The 25,509-nt window shown below is 63.5% G+C and carries 23 protein-coding genes and 2 tRNA genes; 5 read left to right on the top strand and 20 right to left on the bottom strand.

The genetic code is table 11. The features are described from left to right. Window positions 1-4 precede the first annotated feature (4 nt). Window positions 5-1,114, bottom strand: coding sequence for a thiamine-phosphate kinase (gene thiL / locus Bravens_RS00745; RefSeq protein ID WP_244878086.1), 1,110 nt, complete (start codon window positions 1,112-1,114; stop codon window positions 5-7). Window positions 1,115-1,158: 44 nt separating this feature from the next. On the opposite strand from thiL, the gene Bravens_RS00740 reads away from it, so the two are divergent. Continuing rightward, window positions 1,159-1,665: a DUF3515 family protein gene (locus Bravens_RS00740; RefSeq protein ID WP_062019454.1), complete on the top strand. Its 507-nt coding sequence runs from the start codon at window positions 1,159-1,161 to the stop codon at window positions 1,663-1,665. Window positions 1,666-1,884: 219 nt separating this feature from the next. Here the strand turns inward: Bravens_RS00740 and Bravens_RS00735 are convergent, their stop codons facing one another. The 7 genes from Bravens_RS00735 to leuC all read right to left on the bottom strand — a co-directional run bounded on the left by Bravens_RS00735 (window position 1,885) and on the right by leuC (window position 9,038). Then, entirely contained in the window at window positions 1,885-2,991 is a 1,107-nt protein-coding gene (locus Bravens_RS00735; RefSeq protein WP_062019452.1) for a D-alanine--D-alanine ligase family protein, read from the bottom strand. 8 nt (window positions 2,992-2,999) lie between these two features. Next, on the bottom strand, window positions 3,000-3,527 hold the full coding sequence (locus Bravens_RS00730; RefSeq protein WP_062019450.1) for a YbhB/YbcL family Raf kinase inhibitor-like protein: 528 nt from the start codon (window positions 3,525-3,527) through the stop codon (window positions 3,000-3,002). Between the two features lie 153 nt (window positions 3,528-3,680). After that, window positions 3,681-4,685 (bottom strand): NAD(P)H-dependent glycerol-3-phosphate dehydrogenase, encoded by a 1,005-nt coding sequence (locus tag Bravens_RS00725; protein ID WP_082790946.1) that lies wholly within the window; start codon window positions 4,683-4,685, stop codon window positions 3,681-3,683. Continuing rightward, window positions 4,682-5,533, bottom strand: a complete 852-nt coding sequence (locus tag Bravens_RS00720) for a lysophospholipid acyltransferase family protein (protein ID WP_082790945.1) — start codon at window positions 5,531-5,533, stop codon at window positions 4,682-4,684. The genes Bravens_RS00725 and Bravens_RS00720 overlap by 4 nt, the downstream gene beginning before the upstream one ends. Continuing rightward, window positions 5,530-6,849 carry a UDP-N-acetylglucosamine 1-carboxyvinyltransferase gene (murA, locus tag Bravens_RS00715; protein ID WP_062019444.1) on the bottom strand — a complete coding sequence of 440 codons (1,320 nt, stop codon included), beginning with the start codon at window positions 6,847-6,849 and terminating at the stop codon, window positions 5,530-5,532. The genes Bravens_RS00720 and murA overlap by 4 nt, the downstream gene beginning before the upstream one ends. Before the next feature lie 167 nt (window positions 6,850-7,016). Next, entirely contained in the window at window positions 7,017-7,622 is a 606-nt protein-coding gene (gene leuD / locus Bravens_RS00710; protein WP_062019442.1) for a 3-isopropylmalate dehydratase small subunit, read from the bottom strand. Between the two features lie 12 nt (window positions 7,623-7,634). Continuing rightward, the gene (leuC, locus tag Bravens_RS00705; protein WP_019174794.1) at window positions 7,635-9,038 is read right to left on the bottom strand and encodes a 3-isopropylmalate dehydratase large subunit; all 1,404 of its coding nucleotides are present in this window, start codon (window positions 9,036-9,038) and stop codon (window positions 7,635-7,637) included. A 107-nt stretch (window positions 9,039-9,145) separates the two neighbouring features. Here leuC and Bravens_RS00700 point away from each other — a divergent pair, with 107 nt between their 5' ends. Further along, window positions 9,146-9,865, top strand: a complete 720-nt coding sequence (locus tag Bravens_RS00700; protein WP_019174793.1) for an IclR family transcriptional regulator — start codon at window positions 9,146-9,148, stop codon at window positions 9,863-9,865. Window positions 9,866-10,221: 356 nt separating this feature from the next. Here Bravens_RS00700 and Bravens_RS00695 read toward each other — a convergent pair. From Bravens_RS00695 to Bravens_RS00675, 5 genes are all read right to left on the bottom strand, one after another. Further along, window positions 10,222-10,294 (bottom strand) — tRNA-Glu (locus Bravens_RS00695). A 24-nt stretch (window positions 10,295-10,318) separates the two neighbouring features. Further along, window positions 10,319-10,393, bottom strand: a tRNA-Gln gene (locus Bravens_RS00690). An 88-nt stretch (window positions 10,394-10,481) separates the two neighbouring features. Beyond that, a complete protein-coding gene (locus Bravens_RS00685; RefSeq protein ID WP_062019440.1) occupies window positions 10,482-11,735 on the bottom strand; it encodes an alpha/beta fold hydrolase in 1,254 nt (417 codons plus the stop codon). 6 nt (window positions 11,736-11,741) lie between these two features. After that, entirely contained in the window at window positions 11,742-13,214 is a 1,473-nt protein-coding gene (gltX, locus tag Bravens_RS00680) for a glutamate--tRNA ligase (RefSeq protein WP_062019438.1), read from the bottom strand. Between the two features lie 18 nt (window positions 13,215-13,232). Beyond that, entirely contained in the window at window positions 13,233-14,042 is an 810-nt protein-coding gene (locus Bravens_RS00675; protein WP_062019436.1) for a fumarylacetoacetate hydrolase family protein, read from the bottom strand. Between the two features lie 18 nt (window positions 14,043-14,060). On the opposite strand from Bravens_RS00675, the gene hrpB reads away from it, so the two are divergent. From hrpB to glsA, 3 genes are all read left to right on the top strand, one after another. Then, window positions 14,061-16,502, top strand: a complete 2,442-nt coding sequence (gene hrpB, locus Bravens_RS00670; protein WP_062019434.1) for an ATP-dependent helicase HrpB — start codon at window positions 14,061-14,063, stop codon at window positions 16,500-16,502. Further along, window positions 16,499-17,407 (top strand): hypothetical protein, encoded by a 909-nt coding sequence (locus Bravens_RS00665; protein ID WP_062019432.1) that lies wholly within the window; start codon window positions 16,499-16,501, stop codon window positions 17,405-17,407. The genes hrpB and Bravens_RS00665 overlap by 4 nt, the downstream gene beginning before the upstream one ends. A 67-nt stretch (window positions 17,408-17,474) precedes the next feature. After that, window positions 17,475-18,749 carry a glutaminase A gene (gene glsA, locus Bravens_RS00660; protein WP_062019429.1) on the top strand — a complete coding sequence of 425 codons (1,275 nt, stop codon included), beginning with the start codon at window positions 17,475-17,477 and terminating at the stop codon, window positions 18,747-18,749. Window positions 18,750-18,919: 170 nt separating this feature from the next. Here glsA and Bravens_RS10585 read toward each other — a convergent pair whose 3' ends face one another. The 7 genes from Bravens_RS10585 to Bravens_RS00630 form a co-directional block, all read right to left on the bottom strand. After that, window positions 18,920-19,066, bottom strand: coding sequence for a GPGG-motif small membrane protein (locus tag Bravens_RS10585; RefSeq protein WP_167346378.1), 147 nt, complete (start codon window positions 19,064-19,066; stop codon window positions 18,920-18,922). A gap of 143 nt (window positions 19,067-19,209) precedes the next feature. Further along, entirely contained in the window at window positions 19,210-19,938 is a 729-nt protein-coding gene (locus tag Bravens_RS00655) for a glucosamine-6-phosphate deaminase (RefSeq protein ID WP_062019428.1), read from the bottom strand. A 51-nt stretch (window positions 19,939-19,989) separates the two neighbouring features. After that, window positions 19,990-20,655 carry a maltokinase N-terminal cap-like domain-containing protein gene (locus tag Bravens_RS00650; protein ID WP_062019426.1) on the bottom strand — a complete coding sequence of 222 codons (666 nt, stop codon included), beginning with the start codon at window positions 20,653-20,655 and terminating at the stop codon, window positions 19,990-19,992. Window positions 20,656-20,701: 46 nt separating this feature from the next. Beyond that, window positions 20,702-21,487 carry an FAD-dependent thymidylate synthase gene (gene thyX, locus Bravens_RS00645; protein WP_062019424.1) on the bottom strand — a complete coding sequence of 262 codons (786 nt, stop codon included), beginning with the start codon at window positions 21,485-21,487 and terminating at the stop codon, window positions 20,702-20,704. A gap of 160 nt (window positions 21,488-21,647) precedes the next feature. Next, entirely contained in the window at window positions 21,648-22,127 is a 480-nt protein-coding gene (locus Bravens_RS00640) for a hypothetical protein (RefSeq protein ID WP_062019422.1), read from the bottom strand. 56 nt (window positions 22,128-22,183) lie between these two features. Next, window positions 22,184-23,314, bottom strand: a complete 1,131-nt coding sequence (locus Bravens_RS00635) for a lipoate--protein ligase family protein (RefSeq protein WP_062019419.1) — start codon at window positions 23,312-23,314, stop codon at window positions 22,184-22,186. Further along, window positions 23,307-25,454 (bottom strand): prolyl oligopeptidase family serine peptidase, encoded by a 2,148-nt coding sequence (locus Bravens_RS00630; RefSeq protein ID WP_062019417.1) that lies wholly within the window; start codon window positions 25,452-25,454, stop codon window positions 23,307-23,309. Before Bravens_RS00630 ends, Bravens_RS00635 begins: the two co-directional genes overlap by 8 nt. Window positions 25,455-25,509: the final 55 nt, after the last annotated feature.

The following is a 25,509-nucleotide window of genomic DNA, read 5'->3' as shown; positions in this document are numbered from 1 at the left end:
TGTGTCAGAAGTGTTTATAGGCGCTGTCAGCTGCCGAGTGGTCGCCCACCAGAACATCCGGCTGGCCTTCTTCGCACGCGCCTATCCGCGTCCACCCTACCGGAGCACTGCCCGCGGGAGCGCACACGAGGAAGCCGTGGTCTTCCCCACCGCCGAGCACCCATTCGCGGGCAGCTTCCGGTGTTCCCAGGTGTTCGGCCGCTGGCAGCAGCGGTTCTGCCAGGCGGTCGATTGCGGTTTCGTCCAGGCGGATGCGCACGCCGGAGGCCCGGGCCACGCGCCCGAGGTCGCCGGCCAAACCATCCGAGGCGTCAATTCCGGCCGATGCCCATGTCGCCAGGTTCTGCACGGACTCATAATCAGGGCGAGGCGCCAACTGCACCTCGATAAACGGGTCGAGGTGGGGGTCGTCTCCCAAGCGCACACCGGCAAACAGCAGGGCCAGTCCGGCAGCCGCCCAGCCGACAGTTCCGGCGAGGAAAACATCGTGGCCCGGCTTGGCGGCGGACCGGGTGACCGGGACCAGGTCCCGGTCGATGAAGCCCAGTGCCGTCACGGTCGAGGTGAGACACGCGGAAGACGACAGGTCTCCCCCGATGACTGTGGCTCCACCTCGTGCGGCTTCGTCAGAAAGCCCCTGTGCCAGGAGTCGGACCGTGTTGACCGGGGTGCCATCCGGGGCGGCCAGCGCGAACAGCAGACCGTGCGGGTTGGCGCCCATCGAGCAGATGTCGGCGAGGTTCTGCGCGGCGGCCTTCACGCCCAGGCGGTAGGGGTCGAACCATTCGGGCAGGAAGTCAGCGCCCTCTGTGAGGATGTCGACGCTGGAGACCAGGTTGCCGGGTGTGTGTGAGACTGCGGCGTCATCACCGGGGCCGACGATCAGGTCACCCGGGCCGGCAACCGGGTTCGAGGCGGAGGTTGGGTGTGTTTCTGGGTCTGCGGGTGGCTGTGCTGGCGGGTGCGCTGATTGTGCCTGCAAGACCGAGAAGATCTGTTCGAGCACGCCGTCTTCGCCGACGTCTTTGAGTGTCAGCTCTGTGGCATCGCTGGGCGCAACGTCGTTGCTGGGCTGCGGCGCGGTGGGTTCCGGCTGGTTCGGCGTGCTGGGCATGGGCATCAGCCTAGTGCGAATGGCCGGGCGATACCCTTAGGGACATGGTCTTGAGGAAGCTCTCCGCTGCAGCTGTCGGCTTTTCTGCGCTTGTAGGGCTGTCGGCGTGTGCGCCGGTTGTTGTCGTCGAACCGCAGCCTCACGCAACCGATCCCGCTTGTGCGGATGTCATGTTGCGCCTGCCGGAGGTTATCGGCAATCACGAGAAGCGCAAAGCGTCTTCCCAGGCCACAGCCGCGTGGGGTGATCCGAGCGCTGTTGTTCTGCGCTGTGGCGGCGAAATGCCCGGACCGTCGACCGACCATTGTGTGCGTGCCGACGATGTCGACTGGGTTTCCCGCGAAGGTGAAGGCGACACGTGGATTTTTGAAACCTACGGGCGCAGCCCCTCCGTGGAGCTGACACTCGACACCACGAAGATCGCCGGCGCTGAGGCGCTGTCGGCTCTGTCTGCTGCTGTTCAGCAGATCGAAGCCGAGCGCGAATGCGTCGGCGCCGACGACGTCAACGGCGAAGCCCCTGAAGGCGAGGCGTCCGAGGACGGGAACTGAGCCGCACTCCGCAACACCCCGCACTTCCTCACGCAAACACCCGTTAGCCGCAAAAGCACCCCTAAGCCGGGTTCCACCCCTTAGCCGAACAAAAACTCCCGTTAGCCGGATTTTGTTGGCTTAGCAGTTACTGCTAAGGCGCAGATTCCGTCTAACGGGAGTGCGCAGGTTTCAGACCGGGTGCCCCGGCAAGCGCGGGTCCCTTGCCCCGCCGCAGCTTCACCTGCGGTTGACGTCGACCAGTGCGATGTCGATGAGGCGTGAAATGAGTTCGGGGTAGTCAATGCTGCTCTTGCCCATCATGTACGGGTATCCCGATGTTGGGGTGAATCCCGGCGAGGTGTTGATTTCGTTGACCAAGACCGTTCCGTCAGCTTGGACGAAGGTGTCGACTCTGGTCAGCCCGGAGCATTCGAAGGCGCGGAAAGTGTCAGCGGCGATGGCCTGTACTGTGCGGGCCACGTCGTCTGGGAGGTCCGCGGGGGCCTCCAGGTGGACGTCGTCCGCGGAAAGGTATTTGGCCTCGAAGTCGTAGAATTCGTGGTCGCCGGAGATGACGATCTCACCCGGCACGGATGCAGTGAGTTCGTCGTCCCAGTGGGAGCCCAGGACCGCGCATTCGATTTCGCGGCCGTCAATGCCGGGTTCGACTATGACCTTGTGGTCATGTTCGAAGCCTTCGCGCAGTGCGGCGTCGAGGTCTTCAGCCACCGCAACCTTGGTGATGCCCACGGACGATCCAGCCCGGGCGGGTTTGACGAAAACCGGCAGGCCCAGCGCGGCTAGGCGCTCACGAACGCCGGCCGGATCATCGGCCCACTGCTTTGCGGTGACGGTCTGCCAGTCAGCGGTGGGAATCCCGGCTGAGCGCAGAACCGTCTTCATAAAGTGCTTGTCCATGCCGACGGCAGAGGTCAGCACACCGGGCCCGACGAACGGAACACCCTTGAGCTCCAACAGGCCCTGCAGCGTGCCGTCTTCCCCGAACTGACCGTGCAGAACGGGGAAGAACACGTCGATGTCGCCGAGGTCGCGCACCGAACCGTCGGCGTCACGTTCAAGCAGCGAAACACCCCGCGTGGACGGCGACACGAAAACCGCCGAACCGTTCTCTTCGACTTCCGGCATTGCACCGTCAGCAAAGCTGAACGAGGTTGGGTCTTCAACCGTGACCCACGTGCCGTTCTTCGTAATCCCGATCGGCACGGGACGGTAGCGGTCCCGGTCAAGAGCGCCGATGACGCCGGCTGCGCTGACGCAGCTGACCGAGTGTTCACTGGAACGGCCGCCGAAGAGAACGGCGACGGAGGTGCGCTGACTGCTCATAGGGTTTCTCAGAGTTCGTAGTTCGTTTCGATCCAGGCACGCCCGATCGACTTGAAGAAGATGTTGAAGCCGACGAATGCCGGTGTTGCGTTTTCGTCAATGCCCAGCGGTTCCGACAGAGCGTGCACGATGAAGAAGTAGCGGTGCGCTCCGTGGCCTTCCGGCGGTGCCGCGCCAACGAAGCGGCGGTCACCGGCGTCATTGCGAACCGTGACAGCACCTTCGGGCAGGAGCCCCGCCTCGGGATTACCAGCATCGGCCGGCAGCGAGGTGACGGTGCCGGGAATGTCGGCAACAGTCCAGTGCCAGAAGCCGGAGCCGGTCGGCGCGTCCGGGTCGTAGCAGGTGACGGCAAAGGCCTTGGTTTCTTCAGGGAAACCGCTCCAGGAAAGCTGCGGCGAAATGTCTTCGCCGCCGTCAACACCCATGAGCCCGGAGGCCTGAGCCTGCGGAAGGCGCTGACCTTCAGCCACATCGGTGCTGGTCAGTTCGAAGCGCGGTACGTCATTGAGCCTGGCAAAAGGTGAGTTCGACACTGTTCCTCCTCTGTTGGGCTTGCGTGATCCAGCCTACCCGCCTGGATGCTCACTCGCCTGACAACCCGCCAGCCGCCCGGCACCTCGCCAGCCGGCGACAGCAGCCGGCTCACCAGCCGCCCGGCACCTCGCAAGCCGCCCAGCAACAGCCCCTCAGCTGCTCTGCGATTCGTCCTTGCGTTTGCGGGCCAGCAGCAGACCGGCGACGTCGTCGACGTGCAGGCGTCCGTCGATGACGGCAGATACGGCCTGGGTGATGGGCAGGTCGACGTCGTGTGCTGCACCGAGGCCCAGAACGGCCGGTGCGGATTTCACACCCTCGGCGGTCTGCTTCGTCTTTGCGGCGGCTTCGTCAACGCTTAGGCCTTCGCCCATCAGACGGCCGAAGGAGCGGTTGCGCGACAGCGGTGAGGCACACGTGGCCACGAGGTCGCCCATGCCGGCAAGGCCCGCCATCGTGTGCGCCTGGGCGCCCATGACCAGTGCCAGGCGAGTGATCTCCGCCAGACCGCGGGTGATGATCGAGGCTTTCGAATTGTCACCGAGTCCCTGACCATCGGCGATGCCGACGGCAAGCGCGATGACGTTCTTCACAGCACCGCCGAGTTCAACGCCCACAACATCGGAGTTTGTGTACGGGCGGAAGTAGGAATTGGCGCTGCGGCGGGCGATCTCTTCGGCGTTTTCAGGGCACGTGCACGCAACAACCGTTGCGGTCGGCTGGTGTTCGGCGATTTCACGTGCCAGGTTGGGGCCGGACACAACGGCGATCTGCTTGTCGTCAAAGCCGGTGACTTCGGCAATGACTTCGCTCATGCGCAGGCCCGTGTCCAGTTCGATGCCCTTCATGAGGCTGACGATGATCGCGTCGGAACGAATATGGTCCTTCCACTGCTGGAGGTTGTCCCGCAGCGACTGCGCGGGCACCGCGAGCACAACAACCTCTGCATCGCGCAGAGCTTCAACGGGGTCGCTGGTTGCGGTGATCCTGTCGTTGAAGCGGATGCCGGGCAGGTACTTGGAGTTCGTGTGCTCTTCCCGCAGTTCGCGGGCGGCTTCTTCCGAACGTGCCCAGACGGTCACGGGGAATCCTGCATCGGCGATCACACCGGCATAGGTTGTTCCCCACGATCCAGCGCCCATGACGGCTGTCGTCACGCTTTCCTCCATTCAAGTGCATTGCGGAACCGATCGGGCAGCGGTACACCGCGCAGGTCGGCAAGCTGGGATGCGATGCGAGCGGTGATGTGCTCGGTCAGCGATGCGACGTTCTCCTTGGTTTCAGGCACGCCTTCGGTGACGATCGGCTCGGAGAAGTCTACGGTCATCACTCGGCGGGGTCCAAGGCGCGGGCGCAGCGATTTGCCCGGCAGCGCGTTCTGCACGCCCCAGTGGGCGACAGTGATGATCGGTGTTCCCGTCTGCAGCGCAAGCCTGGCGGTGCCGGATTTTGCGGGCCCCGGCCACATGTCGGGGTCTTTCGTGTGGGTGCCTTCGGGGTAGATCGTGACTGTCTGCCCTGCGGCGAGGGCAGCTTTTGCGTAGGCCAGGGAGTCCCCCGCCTCGCGCGAACCGCGCACTACCGGAATCTGGCCCAGGGGTCGTGTCACCAGCCCAACCGGGAACGTGAACAGGGTGTGCTTGGCCATGAACCGCGGCAGCCGCCCCTGGTTGTAGATCGAAATTCCCACGACCAGCGGGTCGAGGTTCGACTGATGGTAGGAGGCCACGATCAGCGGGCCGTCCTGCGGGATGTTCTCGGCACCTCGGACCGCGATCCTGCCCAGCGGCCGCAGACCGCCGCGCACAAACGGAGCGAGGAAAGACGCACGCCGGAGCTGCTGGCCGGTCGACTTCAGGTCGTAGGCAACCTCGAAGCCGAGGTGCCTGTTCTTTTCGTCTGTGCCGTTCGCCTTGGTCTCGCGGCTCGCCTGGCTGCCGCTCATTTCACGGCGCTCCTCGCCGTTCACCTCGCTGCCCGCTCCCCTGTTCTTATCTGTGCTCATGTCAGGCTCACCTGTGCGCCGAGGCCGTCGAGTTTGGCGATGAAGTCTTCATAGCCGCGATTGATGATTTCGATGCCGGACACCTCGGAGCGCCCTTCGGCGGCCAGGGCTGCGATGACGTGCGAGAACCCGCCGCGCAGATCGGGCACGTCGATGTTGGCGCTCTTCAGCGGTGTCGGCCCGGAGATCACGGCGGAGTGGCGGAAGTTGCGCTGCCCAAAACGGCAGGGGGTGCCGCCCAGGCATTCGCGGTACAGCTGGATCTGGGCCCCCATTTTGACGAGTGCGTTCGTAAAGCCCAGGCGGTTTTCGTACACGGTTTCGTGCAGGATCGACAGTCCGGTTGCCTGCGTCAGCGCCACGACAAACGGCTGCTGCCAGTCGGTCATGAAACCGGGGTGGACGGCAGTCTCCAGGGCCAACGACTGCAGGCGGCCACCGGGGTGGGTGAACCGGATGCCGTTTTCCTTCACCGTGAACTGCCCGCCGGCTTTGCGGAACGTGTTGAGGAACGTCAGCATGCTTGGCTGGTCGGCCCCTTCAACAAAGATGTCGCCGCCGGTTGCCAGTGCTGCGGATGCCCACGATGCCGCTTCGATCCTGTCCGGAAGTGCCCGATGGGTGTAGCCGTTCAGCGAGTCAACACCCTCAATCCGGATGACCCGGTCGGTGTCAACCGAGATGATGGCGCCCATTTTCTGCAGGATTGCCACCAAGTCGAGGATTTCAGGTTCGACAGCGGCGTTCTTGAGCTCGGTCAGACCCTGAGCGCGCACGGCGGTGAGCAGCACCTGTTCGGTCGCACCGACCGACGGGAAGGGCAGTTCTACTTTGGTTCCCGTCAGCCGAGTGGGGGCGGTGAGGCTGATGCCGCCGGCCGTTTTTTCGATCTGCGCACCGAAGGAGCGCAGGACGTCGAGGTGGAAGTCAATGGGGCGGTCGCCGATGCGGCACCCGCCGAGGTCGGGGATGAATGCTCGTCCCAGACGGTGCAGCAGTGGTCCGCAGAAGAGGATCGGAATGCGCGATGAGCCGGCGTGAGCGTCAATGTCCGCGATCGCTCCCTGCTCAACGCGGGTGGGGTCCATGCGCAGTTCGCCGTCGGGCCGGTCACCGTCGGGGTGCTGGGTGACGCTGACCCCGTGGAGCTCGAGAAGTCCGGTGACAATGTCGACGTCGCTGATGCAGGGAACACCGCGCAGCGTCGAAGGTGTTTCTGCCAGCAGGCTGGCAACCATCGCCTTGGGCACAAGGTTCTTTGCACCTCTGACGCGAACGGTGCCTGTGAGCGGATTGCCTCCGTTGACCTCGAGCATGTTCCTCCTGTGCCTGAAGCGTATAAGCCGGCTTCTATGCTAGCTCGAACGGCTGAGGCCCAAGACCTGCATGTGTGCTGGTCCTGGGCCTCGCACTCTGCTGCGGCCACCCTCCTGCCGAGCGCCACCGGGCTGCCGCTCAGTCTTCTTTCCAGCCTCCGCCTCGTTCAGTCCTCCGTGCGGGCCGGCAGGGTGTGCGGCTTGTAGCTGGGCCGCTTCGCTTCAAAGGCGTCGATCGCGTCGGAGTCGCGCAGGGTGAGGCTGATGTCGTCGAGGCCTTCCATCAGCCGCCAGCGAGTGAAGTCGTCAATCTGGAACGGCACCGTGACGGTATCGGCGGACACGGTCCGCGTTTCGAGGTCGACGGTGACTTCCGTGTTGGGGTTGTTGTCGATGACCTTCCACAGCAGTTCGATGTCAGACTGTTCGAGCTGTGCTGCAACGAGGCCGTTCTTACCCGCGTTGGACCGGAAGATGTCGGCAAAGCGGCTGGAGAGAACGGCTTTGAAGCCGTAGTCCTTGAGCGCCCACGCTGCGTGTTCGCGGCTCGACCCCGTACCGAAGTCCGGGCCTGCGATGAGCACGGAACCGCGCGTGAACGGATCGCGGTTGAGGATGAAGTCGGGGTCTTTGCGCCAGTGGGCAAAAAGCGCGTCGTCGAAGCCGGTCTTGGTCACCCGCTTGAGGTAGACCGCCGGAATGATCTGGTCGGTGTCGACGTTCGAACGGCGCAGCGGTACGCCGATCCCGGTGTGCTTGGTGATCTTCTCCACAGCTTTCCTCCCTCAGTCCAGATCCGCCGGGCTTGACAGTGTTCCGCGCACGGCCGTTGCGGCAGCCACGAGCGGGCTCACCAGGTGGGTGCGTCCGCCCTTGCCCTGACGTCCTTCGAAGTTGCGGTTCGAGGTCGATGCGCAGCGTTCGCCCTCGGCCAGCTGGTCGGGGTTCATGCCCAGGCACATCGAGCAGCCGGCAAAGCGCCACTCTGCACCGAAGTCTGTGAACACCTTGTCCAGCCCCTCCTGTTCCGCCTGCAGGCGGACCCGAGCGGAACCGGGCACCACGAGCATCCTGACGTTCGGATCTTTGCTGCGGCCCCGGATGATGTCGGCGGCACCTCGTAGGTCTTCGATCCGGGAGTTCGTGCACGAACCGAGGAACACCGTGTCCACCCGGATGTCGCGCAGCGGCGTGCCGGGGGTCAGGCCCATGTATTCGATGGCGCTTTCGGCGGCGAAGCGTTCGGTTTCGTCGGCGATGTCGGCCGGGTTCGGGACATTTGCCGACAGCGGCAGGCCCTGGCCGGGGTTGGTGCCCCATGTGACGAACGGTTCGATGTCTTCGGCTTCGAGGACGACCTCGGCGTCAAAAACGGCGTCATCGTCGGTGCGCAGGGTCTTCCAGTATTCGACGGCGTCGTCCCAGTCTTTGCCCTGCGGGGCATGCGGGCGGCCCTTGATGTAATCGAAAGTCGTCTGGTCTGGCGCGACCATACCGGCGCGCGCACCAGCTTCAATCGACATGTTGCAGATGGTCATACGGGCTTCCATCGACAGCTTTTCGATGGCTTCGCCGCGATACTCGAGGATGTAGCCCTGTCCCCCGCCGGTGCCGATCTTCGCGATGATCGCCAGGATGATGTCTTTGGCGCTGGATCCTTCCGGCAGTTCGCCGTTGACGGTGATCGACATGGTCTTGAACGGCTTGAGCGGGAGCGTCTGGGTGGCCAGGACGTGCTCCACTTCCGAGGTGCCGATCCCCATTGCGATCGACCCGAAGGCTCCGTGGGTCGAGGTGTGCGAGTCACCGCAGACAACCGTCATGCCCGGCTGCGTCAGCCCCAGCTGCGGGCCGACAACGTGGACGATGCCCTGTTCTGCATCGCCCAGGGAGTGCAGGCGGATGCCGAACTCCTCAGCGTTCTTGCGCAGCGTTTCGATCTGCGTGCGGCTGGTGGGGTCGGCGATCGGCTTGAAGATGTCGAGCGTTGGAGTGTTGTGGTCCTCCGTCGCGATTGTGAGGTCAGGACGGCGCACGGGGCGGCCAGCAAGACGAAGACCCTCAAAAGCCTGCGGCGAGGTCACCTCGTGAACAAGGTGGAGGTCGATATAGATGAGATCGGGGTCCCCACCTTCTCCGGCCTTGACCGTATGGTCATCCCATACCTTTTCTGCAAGCGTCCTGCCCACAGTGCACGTCCTTTCGCATCGGCTTCACCTGATGTGAGTTTCACTGTACGAACTATTGTCCAAAGGTCGGACTTGCATCTTGAATCTTGAGACGGTTCAATAGTGGCATGAGCAGTCAAACCGGAAGCGGCGTCGGTGTCATCGACAAGGCATCGGCTGTTCTTGCCGCACTCGAAGCCGGGCCCGCCTCACTTGCAGAACTTGTTGCACTGACCGGCCTGGCCCGCCCCACCGCGCACCGTCTGGCGGTCGCCCTCGAATACCACCGTTTTGTGGGCCGCGACCTGCAGGGACGTTTTATTTTGGGCCCTCGCCTGTCTGAGCTTTCTTCCGCTGCCGGCGAAGACCGCCTGCTGGCCGCGGCCGGGCCGATCCTCGCCCAACTGCGCGACCGCACGGGTGAATCGGCTCAGCTTTTCCGCCGCCAGGGTGATCTGCGACTGTGCGTTGCAGCTGTTGAACGCCCTGTTGGTCTGCGCGACTCGGTTCCGGTTGGCGCAACCCTGTCGATGCGTGCCGGCTCTGCCGCTCAGGTGCTGCTTGCGTGGGAAGAGCCGGACCGCCTGCACACGGGTCTGCGCGGGGCGCGCTTTTCGGCCACGATGCTTTCCGGTGTTCGCCGCCGCGGCTGGGCACAGTCGATTGCCGAACGCGAACGAGGTGTCGCCTCCGTTTCCGCGCCCGTCCGCGGGCCGTCGAACCGGGTTGTTGCCGCGGTGTCGATTTCCGGTCCTGTTGACCGTCTAACCCGCCAGCCCGGCCGCCTGCACGCGCAGTCGGTTGTTGAGGCTGGACGCGCTCTGACAGAAGCCCTCACCCGGGCCTGAGCTTCGCGGGCGCGAGGTGGCGCTGCCGCCCATCCCTGCCCCCTCACCCCGACAGGGTGCTGGCTTCCACCTCGCCCGTCCCAACAGCAGAACCATCCCACAACCTGCACACTCCCGTTAGCCGGGATCTGCGTCTTAGCAACAACTGCTAAGCCAACAAAACCCGGCTAACGGGAGTTTTTGTGCGGCTAAGGGGTGGATTCGCGGCTAAGAGGTGGAACCCGGCAAACGGGTGTTTTAGCGGCTAAAGCGTGGATCCCGGCTAAGGGGCGTTTTTGCAGCAAAGTTCCCCGCTGGCGTAAGCGCATACAGAAACGCGAAAGCCTCAGCCGATTGGCTGAGGCTTTCGCGTTTTGCACCCCCGAGCAGGTTCGAACTGCCGTTTCCGCCTTGAGAGGGCGGTGTCCTGGACCACTAGACGACGGGGGCAAGACTATTGAGTTCGTAAGAATTTGGCTGGGGTACCAGGACTCGAACCTAGACTAAGTGAACCAGAATCACTCGTGCTGCCAATTACACCATACCCCAATGAGCTGGCGGGATTTCCCGCTCGGCAACAGAAGTAGACTCTACATCATCACCGAGCGGGAATGCAAAACTGCGCTCAAACAGCCACTCAGCCCGCCGCGTTCAAGCCCTCCAGAAGCCCGTTCAGCTGGCGCAGAACCTCGCCGTCGGAAGCCGCAAGCCCGTTGTGCTCATACGCATCGGTCTCCCACACTTCACACTTGGGAAGCAGCCCGGCTGTTTCACGAGACATGTCGCGGGGAACAAACGCATCGTGTGTGTAGACGGCAGCCGCCGTGGGAACATCAGCCTTGCGCAGCTTCTCAACGTCCCACATGACAGGCCAGTCCCGCTCAGCGAGCGCCTGTGCGACGTCGTCCCACACGGCCAGCGGACCGGTGCGGAAAAGCTCGGGGTCAACGTGTTCGCCCGAAAGCCACAGCGGATCATCGGCAGCTTCAGCCGAGCGTGCGCGCAGCGCAGCCCAATCGGTCTTAGCACCCGATGCCCAGCAGGTTTCGTGGAATGCCGCGTACAGCGGATTGCGCGCGCTGAACGGCAGCGAGGCCTGCAGGTCATGCCGCAGGGCGGCTGAATCGACGTCGTGTTCCAGCAGGAAGCGCAGCTTCTGGTCGCCTCCGCTGGCTCCCAGCAGGAGGCCGAGTGAACGCACGTGTGCCTCTGCGGCAACCGTGCCATCGGGCAGGGCGATGCCATCGGTGACTGCACGAGCGTGCAGTTTCTTCATGGCCTCGGCCGCGCCGGGGTACTGCGAAAAGAATTTCTGTGATTTCTCTCGCATGATCTGCCACGTGCGAGCGTACGCAATTGCCGGATCAGGATCAGCACCGGGCTGCGGCACACGTGCCAGTCCCCCGGTGATCCGCGCACTCAGCAGAGATTCGGGATGCTCAGCCAGGTAGCGCAGCGACGTAAACCCGCCAAACGACTGCCCAAGGATCGCCCACTTCTCAACCCCGAGTGCCCGACGGACAGCCTCAGCGTCCTCAACGATCGCATCAGCCCGATAGAAGCTCATGCGCTCAGCAACCGCCTCGGGGTCCTGAGCTCCCCCGGTGCCGACAAAGCGACCGTCCACCCAGCCGATCGGCGAAGACAGACCGGTGCCGCGCTGGTCGAGCATGACAACGCGGTGGGTTTTCAGCGCCTCCGGCAGCCACGTGGGGCTGTTCTCCGTCGGACGGAAGGCCTCAACACCGGGGCCGCCCTGCAGGTACAGCAGGTACGGCTTGTTGCCGCTGTCAGCATTGCCCACAATCCTCGCGTAGACCTCGATCGTCCCGGGAGTGTCCCCGAAGTGGTCGAGGGGAACCTCAACGCGCAGGTCTTCGCATTTCAGCACCGTGAATCAGCCTTCCAGGTGGTCGAGCAGACCGCGCAGGCGGCCCAGCGTGACGTCCTTGCCGAGGATTTCCATGGATTCAAACAGCGGCGGGGAAATACGACGGCCTGACAGTGCGGTGCGCAGCGGGCCGAAGGCAAAGCGCGGTTTGATTTCCATTTCCTCGACGAGCTTTGTCTTAAGAACCGTCTGCAGCGTGTCGGTGGTGAAGTCGTCCAGCGGCTCCAGCACTTCGATCGAGGCGCGCAGAACCTCCGGCGCGGTTTCGCGCAGGGTTTTCAGCCCGTCTTCGTGAAGTTCGAACCCATCTTCATCAACAAAGAGGAAGCTCATGAGGTCCGGGGCTTCGCTGAGCAGGTTCATGCGGGTCTGCACGAGCGGCACGGCCTGACGCAGCACCTCCAGCTGACGTTCAGTCGGCTCAGCGTCGACCAATCCGGCGTTCTGCAGGAACGGCAGGAGCCTGCGGCCGAATTCGTCTTCGTCGAGCATGCGGATGTGGTCGGCGTTGATGGCCGTGGCCTTCTTGACGTCGAAGCGCGCCGGGTTGGGCAGAACGTCGTGGATGTCGAAAGCTTCGAGCATTTCTTCGACCGTGAAGACGTCGCGGTCGGCAGCAATCGACCAGCCCAGCAGCGCCAGGTAGTTGATGAACCCTTCGGGGATGAACCCGTTGTCGCGGTGGTGGAACAGGTTCGATTCGGGGTCGCGCTTCGACAGCTTCTTGTTGCCGTCGCCCATGACGTAGGGAAGGTGACCGAACTCGGGGGTGAATTCAGCCACACCGATGTCCTTGAGTGCTTCGTACAGCACAATCTGGCGGGGAGTCGAGGACAGCAGGTCTTCTCCGCGCAGCACGTGGGTGATGCCCATGAGCGCGTCGTCAACGGGGTTGACGAGCGTGTACAGCGGCTGGCCGTTGGCGCGCACCACCACGAAATCCGGAACGGAGCCGGCTTTGAAGGTGATTTCTCCGCGCACCACGTCGGTGAACGTGATGTCCTCATCCGGCATGCGCACACGCAGAACGGGTTCGCGTCCCTCAGCGCGGTAGGCCGCCTTCTGCTCTTCTGTCAGGTCGCGGTCGTAGCCGTCGTAGCCCAGCTTGGGGTCGCGGCCGGCGGCACGGTGGCGCTCTTCGGTTTCCTCCGGCGTGGAGAAGGATTCATACAGGTGTCCGGCGTCTTTGAGCTTCTGGATGACGTCCTGGTAGATCTCGCCGCGCTGGGACTGACGGTAGGGGCCGTGGGGGCCGCCGACGTCGATGCCCTCGTCCCAGTCCAGGCCCAGCCAGTTCATGGCTTCGATGATCTGCTGGTAGGACTCTTCGGAGTCGCGGGCGGCGTCGGTGTCTTCGATGCGGAAGACGAATGTGCCGCCGGTGTGGCGTGCGTACGCCCAGTTGAACAGGGCTGTGCGCACCATCCCGACGTGCGGGGTTCCGGTAGGCGAAGGGCAGAAGCGAACTCGTACGCTCACGTTTTTCCTTTTCTTGTTTTAGGCGTCCATGGCTGGGTTGGACAGCAGTCCCAGCCCTTCGACTGCAATGTTCATGCGCTGACCGGCTTCGACTTTGCCGACACCGGCGGGGGTGCCGGTGAGGATGATGTCGCCGGGCAGCAGGGTGATGGTCTCGGAGATGGCTTCGATGAGTGCGGGAATGTCGAACACCATGTCTGCCGTGGTGCCGTCTTGGCGCAGCTCGCCGTCGACCCAGGAGCGCACTCGCAGGTCTTCTGCGTCAAGTTCGGTTTCGATCCACGGGCCAACCGGGGTCGAGGTGTCGAATCCTTTGGCTCGGGCCCACTGCAGGTCGGTTTTCTGCAGGTCGCGCAGGGTGACGTCGTTGGCGACGGTGTAGCCGAGCACGTGCTTCAAAGCGTCTTCACGGCGGACCTGTTTGGCCACGCGCGAAATGATGACGGCCAATTCGGCTTCGTAGGACACTTCTTCGGATACCGCGGGCAGGCGGACGGGCTCATTCGGTCCGACGATCGCGGTGTTGGGGATGAAGAAGAACTGCGGGCTGGCGGGAACTTCGTTGCCTAGTTCCCGCGCGTGGTCGGTGTAGTTGCGGCCGACGGCGATGATTTTGGAGCGCGGGATGATGGGCGCGATCAGCCGCACGTCCGCGTAGGGCAGGCGTTCGCCGGTGGATCCGGCTGGGCTGAAGAAGGGGTCTCCTGACAGGACCGCGATTTCCAGGCCCGATGTGTCGAAGGTGCCGTCGTCGGCGGGTTCGGGGACATCGCCTTCGAGCACCCCGTAGGTGGGTTCGTCGTTGTGGACAAATCTGACAATGCGCATGCCCCTTAGTCTACTGGGGTGAGTGTTTTCGACCTCGAGGCCATTGGCCGTGGACTTCCGGCGGCTTCTCTTGTCCCCCGCTTGGCGGAAAGCTGTGCTTCTGGGCCGCTGCGCGCGGTTGTCGAGGCGCCTCCCGGCACGGGCAAGACGACGGTTGTGCCGCCGGCGGTGGCGAACTTGGTGTCCGGCCGGGTCGTGGTCACGCAGCCCAGGCGTGTGGCGGCTCGCGCTGCGGCGGACCGTTTGGCGGATCTGTCGGGCGAGCGCGTGGGTCTTGCGGTGCGCGGTGAACATCGCCGGGGTGATCGGGTTGAGTTCGCAACGACGGGCGTTCTCCTGCGCCGTCTGCTCAGTGACCCCGAACTGTCCGGCATCGACGCCGTTGTCATGGATGAGGTGCACGAACGCGCTCTCGAATCTGATCTTGTCTTCGCCATGCTGCGCCAGTTGGCTGATCTGCGCGATGACCTGAGCCTCGTGGTCATGTCAGCGACGGTGGATGCGCAGATGTGGGCTGGTCTTCTGGGCGAACCGGACGCTCCCGCACCTGTTCTGAGCGCCTCGGCTCAGCTGTTTGACCTTAAGCAGCGCTGGGCTCCCGGGCCGCAGGCCCTGGGGGTGCGCGGGGTCGAGTGGGACTTCCTTGATCACGTTGCCCGTGTTGCTGCTGATGAGGCTCACGAGGTGGAGCACGACATCCTCGTTTTCCTCCCCGGTAGGCGCGAGATCGCCCGGGTGGCATCAGCTTTGGCGTCGCTGACCGACGCGGAGGTCCTCACCCTGACGGGCAGCACTCCGGCACGTGAACAGCGCAGGATCACCTCCGGCGGCGGTGACCGGCAGCGGATTGTTGTTGCCACGAACGTTGCGGAGTCTTCTCTGACGGTGCCCGGTGTGCGCACCGTGATCGATGCGGGTCTTGACCGGCAGGTCCGCTTGGATTCTGTGCGCGGAATGTCAGGCCTGGTGACGGTCGGCGCGGCCAAGGACTCCATGGTGCAGCGTGCTGGACGTGCGGCCCGCCAGGGCCCGGGAACCGTTGTCCGCTGTATGGCCGAGGCTGATTTCGCAGCACGGCCCGCGCACGCTCCAGCCGAGATCACCACGGCCGATCTCACGCAGGCCGCCCTCGATCTGGCCTGCTGGGGTTCTCCGCGAGGTGAGGGTCTCGCACTGCCGACTGCACCTCCTGAGCCGGCTCTGGATCAAGCCGAGGCGGTGCTGACCGGACTGGGTGCGCTCGAGGCGGGCCAACCCACGGACTTGGGCCGCCGGCTGGCCGCGGTCCCGGCTGATCCCAGACTGGCGCGCGCCCTGTTTGACGGTGCGGACTTCATCGGCGGGACGGCCGCCGCGCAGGCGGTTGCGGTTCTGGCCTCAGATGTCCGCTCCCCTGGCGGTGCTCTGTGGAAGCGGTACCTGTCGGTTCGTGAGGAGGCCGCGTTCCGCCGGGAGGTTGGCCGTTTCGCAAGCCTTGCCGATGCGGAGGCCGGGCCGAATCTTGATGAGGCGGGTTTGGCTTTTGTCACCGCGCTGGCTTTCCCGGAGAGGATTGCTCGTGCGGTAGACGCAACGACGTACAAGCTGGCCAGCGGAACGGCAGGTGAACTTCCACGTGACAGCGCGCTGCGCGGCCACGAATGGCTGGCGATTGCGGACATCAGCCGCGCTGGCAGCCGCGCCGTCATTGGTGCGGCGGTCCCAATTGACTTTGAACAGGCCCAGCTGGCCGCAGATTCTCTTCTGGACGAAGACGATATTGCCCGGTTTGACGGCACAACCGTACGAGCGCGCAGGGTGCGGCGCTTCGGAGCGATTGAGCTGTCGTCTACCCCGGTCCAGGCGAGCGCTGAGGCCACGCGCCGCGCGGTTGAGGACGCTGTCGAGGCTCGGGGTCTCGCCGAGGTCTTCCCGCTGACCGAGCAGGCGGAGTCGCTGCGTAGGCGCATGGCTCTTCTGCACCGTGAACTGGGCGAACCCTGGCCGGATGTCAGCTTCGAAGCGCTGGCGGCGAACCTCGATTGGCTTGCCGGTGAAATTCCCACGGTCGCGGCTGGACGGAAACCGGATATGGAACGGGCACTCACCGGCCTGCTGCCGTGGCCGGAAGCGGCTCGTCTGGATGAGCTGGCTCCCGAAAGGATCCAAGTGCCCAGCGGTTCACGTCACCGCGTGCAGTACCCCGACGGCGACGAACCTCCCGTGCTGGCGGTGAAGCTCCAAGAGTGCTTCGGCTGGAAGACCAGTCCGCGGATCGTGGACGGCCGGGTTTCCGTTCTTCTGCACCTGTTGTCGCCGGCCGCACGACCATTGGCGATCACCGCCGACCTCGAATCATTTTGGAACGGCGCCTATTCTGATGTGCGTGCCGAAAACCGCGGCAAGTACAGAAAGCACCCGTGGCCGGAAGACCCGTGGAATCACGTGGCAACCGCGAAGACCACAAGGAGACTGGAGTGAACCGGGAAACGGTCCTGGCACCTCGTGAGTGGAGGGCGCTCAGAGACGCTCACGCGCAGGAGGTCACCAGCCGAACCGCAGACCACCTGGCCCGGCGATCCCGGGGTGAGAAGCACCCCGTGCAGGACTTCCTGTTCACCTACTACCCGTTCAAACCGGCCAAAATCGCGCAGTGGAACCCCGCCCCGGGAACCGCGCTGGCGATTGAAACCGAAGATGACCGACGGTACTTTTCACGCCGTTGGTACACCGTGACCGATCATGCGCGAGTTGATGCGGCCCAGTGGTGGGAGGATCGCGGTCGCGGTGCGGTGTTCATCCGCGACCTGCTGCGCAGCACCCTGGGGCGCGAGGCGGCACTCGGCTGTTTCGGGCTGCACGAATGGGCCATGGTATACAAACTCAAACCCGGTCAGCAGCGACACGAAGACGTTCCCCTGCGCCTGAGCCAGGAGGAAACCGACCGGGTTGTTGAGAATCACCGGATTCAGTGCACCCACTTCGATGCGTTCCGTTTCTTCACACCCGATGCGCGCGGCCTCAACACCATCCAACCCACGCGGGAAGGGATGCGGGCCAACGAACAGCCGGGCTGTCTGCACGCCGGAATGGACCTCTACAAGTGGGCAATGAAACTGCAGCCGATGGTGGAGGGCAGCATTGTGCTTGAGGCTTTTGACCTGGCGACCCAGCTGCGCACACTCGACATGGAGGCCTCCCCATACGACGTTCGGCCGTGGGGCTATGGTGTTGTCGCCATTGAAACCGCGGCGGGCAAAGCCGAATACATGAAGCGCCAGAAGAGTCTGTCTGAAAAAGCCAATAGACTCAGACACGCGCTCATCGATTCCATCGATCGGGCAGAAGAGCTCGCCCAAGGTGCTGTCAGCGGCACCAGCCGATGATTCGCCCACGCCGCCGCAGAAGAACGTACACAGCAGCTCATCCTCAACCAGTCGAACTGAGACCACTATGAAAAGTCCTGTCAATTCCTTTCTCGAACGCATCTACGCAAGCTGTAAGAACGAAGACTCGGGAAACCTGGCGGACTACATTCCGGAACTCGCCTCGGTCGATCCGCACCGCTTCGCCATATCGCTGTGCACTCCCGACGGCACCGTGTATTCCGCTGGTGACTGTGATGCACTGTTCTCCATCCAGTCGATCTCAAAGCCCTTCGTCTACGCACTGGCGCTGCGCGAATGCGGCTACGACACGGTCATGGCCGCTGTCGGCGTTGAACCGTCCGGTGACCCCTACAACGAAGCCTCCCTGCAGGAGGGCACGGGCCGGCCGGACAACCCCATGATCAACATCGGCGCTATTGCCACCCACGGAGTGCTGCGCGAAACCGTCGGCTGGGAGAGCATCTATTCGGGGCTGTGCGAATTTGCCGGACGTGAACTCGAAATCGACGAGGCCGTCTACGAATCAGAAGTCAACACGGGCTGGCGCAATCTGGCGCTGGCCTCCCTGGTGCGCGCGAACGGCATTTTCGATGCTGACCCGCACGATGTCTTCGCCGGCTACATCCGCCAGTGCGCTGCAAAAGTCACCGTGAACGACCTTTCAGTTATGGCGATGACGCTGGCCTCCGGCGGGATCAACCCCGTCACGGAGGAGCGCGTCATCCCCGAATGGGTGGCTCGCCAAGTGCTGTCGGTGATGACCACGTGCGGTATGTACGATGCCGCCGGTGACTGGCTGACCGGCATCGGCATCCCCGCGAAGTCCGGTGTCGGCGGTGGACTTGTCGGCGCGCTTCCCGGTCAGGTCGGCATCAGCGCTTTTTCTCCCAGGCTCGATTCCTACGGACATTCGGTGCGCGGAGTGAAGGCGTTCCAGAAGATGAGCGAACAGCTCAACCTGCACATCATGGCAACACCGGCGTCCACGGTCGAAGCTGTTTCGCAGCGTTCAACCACGCTTGAGGGCGACACTCTGATTGAAATTCAGGGCGTCTTGGACTTTTCGACCACAGAAATGGTGCTGCGCCACCTCGAGCAGATCGAACAGGACGACAGCGACATCGTGTTCGACGTCAGCTTTGTGTCCGCCATCCCCACGGTCGGTGGGGAGCTCATGGCCGAAGCCCTGCGCCGATTGGCTGCCGAAGGCCACGACATCACGATCGTCGATCCGCACGGCCGTCTGCCACACAAGATCACCGCCCGCTTCGACCTGCTCGAAGAGCGCCCCGAAGGCTACGTCGACGGCCTGGAAATCCAGGAGTGGGAACAAGCGTAGGCCTCTCCCCTCCCGGTCAGCCCCCGCTCGCCAGGTGACGAAAACCGGCCCTCCGCCTCGTTTTTCTCCCAGGCCAACAGAATTGCGCAGGCAACAGAAAAGGCGCGCAGCTAGAAGCTGTGCGCCTTTCGCGATCTCGGCTAGCCCTCGGCTATACCGACCGCCGTAAGTCAATTGAAAATACTGACACCACCGGGGCCGACCAGCAGGCCGACAACGATCAGCACAATGCCCCACAGCATCTGGCCGCGGAACAGTGCAAAGATGCCGGAAATGACCAGGATGGCTGCGAGGATCCACAGAATAATTGCGAGCATGTTTCTCCTTATCGATGCTTGCGTATTTGGACCACACTAGACGGGATCGCACCAAGAAGTCACCCTCATAGCGGCTTCGGTGACATTACTCACCAGCGCCGGTCAACGGTTGTCAGCCGTGTGACGAGACCCTGGCACATGCCTCACAGAAGACTTGCGGCGGCCTCGTCAAGGGCGAAGACGACGTTCGGGTGGTTCTGCAGAACCGATGCGGGAACGTCCTCGGTGACAGGTCCGCGAACCGAGTCGCGAACAGCTTCGGCCTTGTTTTCACCGAACGCCAGAAGGATGATCCGGCGGGCATTCATGATGGTTCCAATGCCCTGGGTGACGGACAGGATGGGAACTTCGGCGGTGTGGTCGAAGAAGCGCCTGTTGTCTGCTCGCGTCGACTGGGTGAGAGGCTCGACGTGGGTCACGGAGTCAAAAGGTGTTCCGGGCTCGTTGAAGGCGATGTGCCCGTTGGACCCGATGCCGAGGATCTGCAGGTCGATGCCGCCGGCGTCAGCGATTTCGGCGTCGTAGTCGTCAATGACGTCGCCCGTCGAGTGGCCCTCTGCAAACGGCACTCGCACGTTCTGGGGAGCGAGCCCAATCTGCTTGGTGACGTGTTCGTCGATGAAGTAGTGGTAGCTCTGCGGGTGCGTGGTGTCCAGGCCCAGGTATTCGTCAAGCGCGAAAGCACGCAGGCGAGTGACGTCAATGCTGTCTGCGTGCACCTGCCGGGCGATTTCGGCGTAGACATCAGCGGGGCTCGACCCTGTTGCAACTCCGAGATTGGCCGTGGGGTTATCGCGAATCATGTCGCAGATCTGGCTGGCTGCCCACACACTGGCCGCAGCTTTGTCTGCGAACACTTTGCAGTCGATCACGCTGAAATCCTTTCCTGCCGATTTCGTGATTCTAACGGCAGACTGAACAGCTTACTTCAGCAGGCGCGCGGAAACGTACTCCTCCGCACCGACCTTAACCTGCAGCTGCCCCGTGGGAGCCCCGAGAGCATCGACTGCGACAGGCGACAGAACCCGGAGGAAGCCGAGCTTCACCTCGCCGAAAACTGCCAGCGTGAGATCGCCGACGGTGTCGACCTTGACCTGCACCTGGTCCGCTTCCTCGCCTTCCGGGAGGTCGGCGATTGTCAGGTTGGGATCCGAGGTGCCCCAGGCCTCCGCTACGTCCGTGTTCTTCTCAAGGCCGGTGTCTGTCTGCCAGAACTCGTCGACAGAGCGACCTCCCGTGACGATCGCACCTAGGGTCTCGAGCACGCACACGGGGTCGGCGGCACCGTCATAGACCCAGCGGTGGCCGAGCTTGGGGTGATCCATTTCGGTAATGAGGTGCTCTTCGGCTCCCGCCAGCGGTGCGCCCCGGTAGGTCAGCGGCACCTGGTAGACGGTGTCGTCACCATCCGCAGCTTTCACGAGGTGGAACTCGACTCCCACCTCGCCGGCGGGGTCGTCAAAGCGGAAGGACGAAACACGGTTCAGCTTGGTGCCGGGCTCAACGTTCGCCCACGGCTGCTTCGGCAACCACTCTTCGATCAGTTCGAGCTTGCCGGGCGACAGTTCGACGTTGTAGAGAATCGCCATGGGAGCCTCCTTGCTCAGGCTTTTCGCTCGTTCAGACTTTACTGACTCAGGCTTTGCGCGTGCCGGGAATCCATTCGCCGTCTTCGACGGTGTAGTCAGCGAAAATCGCGGGTGCTTCTTCGCGTATGATCTGTCCGACCTTATCGAAGATCAAGCGGATTTCTTCTTCCGCGCCCTTCGCGGTGCGCATTTCGATGACGTGGCGCAGTGTGCGCAGGTTGGCGGTGAATACGATGCCGGTGGCCAGGCCTTCGGGCGCGAAGCGGCGCATGAAGCTGGTCATGTGCTTCTTGTGGCTGAAGTTCTGGCCTTCTTCGTCGAGCTCGAAGTGTTCGGCCATCCACCGCTGGTGCTCTTCCAGCTGGTCGAGCAGGGCGAGGCTGCGCTCCATGAGTTCGGCGTCTTCGCGCGCCCAGTCGGGGAACCAGAAGGGGATGTCTTCCAGGCGTACGTAGCGCAGGGATTCCTGCGAGTATGCGGCACCGGCGCGGTGGCGGATGAGTTCGTGGGTGAAGACGCGCGACACGTTGTGGAAGATGAACGTGTAGTTGGCGTGTTCGAGAACCGAGCCGTGCTGAGACCCGATGACATTGCCCAGGTACTGGGCGGAATCGGTGCGCACACGCGAAACGTTCGGGTTGAGGCCGGGCTCCCAGGATCGATAGCACATGCGGCCGGAGAACTCGAGCAGGTCTTCACCGTCAGGTGATTCCTGCGGACGGACACGGTCCGACCATGCGGTTCCGCCGACCTCTTCGAGGTAGCCGGTCATGGCTTCCCAGTCGATGTTCGGGCGCGCAATGAGCTCTACGCGGGGTTCGACCTGGCGCACGGGCACTCCTCTGTCTGCGTCTGCTGTCTGACGTCGATTGTCTGATCAGATCCTAGGCGAGGCCACTGACTGCGACAACAGGAGGTCAGTGCACTCGCTGCGCACGCCCGCCGAAAGCCCCCAGCACACTGCCGAGTGTGCTTCTGCTCAGCTGAGCAGTTCAGTGCGACTGGATGTTGACGATCGTCAGTTCGGGATTGATGACCCACACCGTGGCGGGCGCGCCCTGCACGGGACGCTGACCGTCGGCTGCAACGGAGCACACGCGCATGAGAGCACCACCGCAGTCCAGAATCACTTCGAGCTGTCCGCGCACCACCTGGCTGCTGGCAACGCGTGCCGGCTGGCCGGCTTCTGCTGCCGCGAAGTCCGCAAACGCGCGCTTCTGGCGTTCGATCAGGCGAGCGCGCACGGGCAGTTTGCTGAAGGCACGGGCACCAATGCTGCGGTCGGAACGGCCTGCAATGCGGTAGTCCTCGGCGCTCTCCAGGAGCACACCAGCGTCATCGACGACAGCGGCGAAGGCGAACGGGTTGGTCCATGCGGCATCGGCCAGAAGTTCTGGCGGGTACATGGCACCCGCGCCGCGCTGGCGAGCGCTGGGGTTCTGAAGATCGCAGTCGAGGGTGTGTGCAGACATGCCAACACCATGACCCACGCGTGTAAAGCACGAGTCACCCCAATATGACGGCAAGGTTACGGAACCCTGTGAGTCCATTCTTCAGTGCCGAATTTCTCGGCGACCAGAGTCCGCGCACGCTCAACTTCGTCAGGGGTGACTTCGCCGAGTTCCGCACCGGTGGTCTTCCGAAACGTGGCGATCATCGTTTCGATGACCTCTTCGCGAAGCATGCCGGTCTGGCTGCGCAGCGGATCGACCCGCTTCTTAGACGAGCGGATGCCCTTGTCGGAGATTTTGGCTTTGCCCACGCGCAGCACTTCGAGCATCTTGTCTGCGTCGATGTCGTAGCTCATGGTGTCGTGGTGGAGGATGACTCCCCCACCTGCGGCCAGGCGCTTCTGTGCGGCGCCGCCGATTTTGCCTTTGTCGGATGTGATGTCGTTGATGGGCTCATAGAACGCGTTGACGCCCATGGTGGACAGGGCGTTCAGCACCCACTGGTCGAGGAATCTATACGACTCTTCGTAGTCGAGCCCGGCGACCAGTGACAGGGGTGCGTACAGCGAGAACGTGACACAGTTCCCGCCTTCCATGAACATGGCGCCCCCACCGGAGATCCTGCGCACCACCTCGACCCCGTGACGTTTGGCACCGGCGGCGTCGATTTCGTTTTGGTAGGACTGGAACGAGCCGATGACGGCCGCTTTGTCTTCCCATTCCCAGAACCGCACTGTGGGTCCGCGGCGGCCGGCGGCGACTTCGCGCAGCAGAACTTCGTCAAGTGCCACGTTTTCACGGGTGGGGCGGACCTTGTCGTGGATGATTTCCCATTCGTGGTCGTAGAACTCGGTGGCTCCGGCCATTCCGCGTTTGAGTGCCCACGCAATGTCGTCGGTGGTCACGCCCTGCAGGTCGGGCCGCAGCGGTTCTTCGCCGGCTTCGACGAGTTCGCGGTACACGGTGTCGAATGCTGCGTCGAGCCTGGCGGCGATGTCGGCTTTGGAGTCACGCAGGCTGACGCCTTCCAGCGCCGGCCCCAGGGCGGCGAAGGCTTCTTCTGGTTCGAGGAAGAAGTCACCTGAGATGACAACGTCGCGGGCGTGGCCGTCCTCAACTGTGCCGTCGACGATGACGAGTTTTCCGCCGGGGACTTTGCGCTGCGCTTGGAATGTATGTGCTTCTGCTGTCGAATCTGCTTCAGTCATTGCGGTCCTCTCCTGTCAGTGCCCGCCACATGAACCGGTAGGTCAGTGCGCGCACAGCTGCGATCTGCTTGTTGTCGGATGCTGCCGAGTGTCCGCCCTGTGTGTCTTCGAAGAACCACACGTCGGGGATTTCTTTGGCCTGCATTTTCGCGGCCATTTTGCGTGCCTGCACGGGCCCCACGCGGTCGTCCGAGGTTGCTGTCCAGAACAGCACCGGCGGGTATTCATCCCGCGGTGCGGCATCCAGCAGGTGATAGGGGCTGAAGTGCTGGATGAAGTTCCAGTCCTCAGTTGCGGGGTCACCATATTCGGCTGCCCACGATGCTCCGGCGGACAGTTCGGTGTAGCGCAGCATGTCCAGCAGCGGCACTCCGCAGCTGATCGCGCCGAAGAGCTCCGGGAACTGGGTGAGCATGTTGCCCACCAGCAGGCCCCCGTTGGAACCTCCCGAGGCGCCGATTGTGTCGGCACTGCCCACTCCCCTGTCACTGAGGTCGCGTGCGACTGCTGCAAAGTCTTCGTAGGAGCGCTGTTTGTTTTCGCGCCGGGCGGCTTCGTGCCAGGCGGGCCCGTATTCGCCGCCGCCGCGGATGTTGGCAAGAACGTACACACCGCTGCGACCAGCGGGAATCGCACCGGTTCCGTCAGTTGTCTGGTTGAGCCAGGCGATGCCGCTGATGACTGCGTAGGCGGGTGTGCGGGAGACTTCGAAGCCGCCGTAGCCGTCGAGGAATACGGGGTTCTTCCCGTCGAGCGCCATGTCACGTGGTGCCACTTGGAAGTACGGGATGCGGGTGCCGTCGTCGGATGTTGCGAAGTGCTGGGTGACTTCGAGGTTCTCGGCGTCGAACCGTTCCGGTGAGGTGCGCACAACCTGTGGTTCGGCAGTTGAGCCGAGTTCACCTCGTGCCAGTGTTGTGGGTGTTGTGAAGCCGCTGATGGTCAGCCACACGTCGTTGCCGATGGCTGGGTCGTCAGCGTCGACCGCACCGATGCCGATGACGTGGTTGGCTGGCGCTGCCGGAGCGGGAACTTCGCTGAAGTCGTCCAGGCGGAGTGCTCGCAGGGTGGACTGCACGTGTTCCATGAGTGAGAGCACCAGGTAGTCCTGTGTGACCGCCCAGCCCTGCAGGGAGGTTGAAGCAGTCGGTTCGAAGATCACCCGCGGGGCGGCTCCGGCTAGGAAGTCGTCGAGTTTGACTGCGGCGAGCGCTCCGGCAGGCACATGGAACTCTGTGCCGTCCGCGGCTGTCCCCGTCCAGTCGGTGCGGGGACGCAGCAGAAGGAGGTCGCGGTCAATGTCAACGACCACGTCATCTGGCACGTCGATCAGCTGCCATCCGGCGGTGTAGTCGCTGCCGGCATCCAGTGGGCGCACCCACAGGCGGGAACGGTAGAAGTCAATGGCGTCGACGAACACCATGCGCTCCCAGCCGGGTGTGTGATCAACGCCAACACCAGCGAGGATGTGGCTGCGGTCGACCTCACCGATCTGCTGGGCCTCACTCAGGCGTTGGCCGCGCTTGAGGATGCGGGCTGTGGCCGGATAGGACGATTCGGTCATGGAGTCTGCACCGAAGTCGGTTGTGAGCACCAGCGTGTTGTCGTCGACCCAGCTGGCGGAGCCCTTTGCCGCTGGTATGTGGAAGCTGTTTTCAGCGAAGCTCTTGGTGGGAAGGTCGAATTCGCGGTGGGCAACCGCGTCGCCGCCGTCGGGGCTGAGGGCAATGAGAGCCCGCGCGTAGTCGCTGCGGCGCAGACGTGCTCCTCGGAACACCCACTCGATGTTCTCTTCTGCCGCAAGCGCATCGACATCCAGCAGAATGTCCCATTCTGTTGCCGAGGCGTCGTCACGGCCTGCCAGGTAGGACTCCCATGTGGTGCGGCGCCACAGTCCGCGGGGGTGGTCGGCGTCCTGCCAGAAGTTGTAGAGCCAGTCGCCTGCCTTGGTCACAAAGGGGATGCGATCGTCGTCATCGAGGGCTTCGCGCAGCTGTTCAGCGAGCGCTGCGGTGCGTGCGTCTGTGAATTCGGCCTGTGTGAGTTCATTCTGCTTTTCCACCCATTCCAGTGCTTTTTCACCGTGGATGTCTTCAAGCCAGAGCCAGTCGTCGTGTGGGTTGTCCGGTGTGAGGCGCATGGTTCCACACTAGTCCGTACCGGTTCGGCCTGTCTGGGCTTCTTGTGTCTGCCGG

The organism is Brevibacterium ravenspurgense (genome assembly GCF_001584615.1).
Taxonomy (GTDB): Bacteria; Actinomycetota; Actinomycetes; order Actinomycetales; family Brevibacteriaceae; genus Brevibacterium; species Brevibacterium ravenspurgense.
This window is presented reverse-complemented; position numbering and strand designations above follow the sequence as displayed.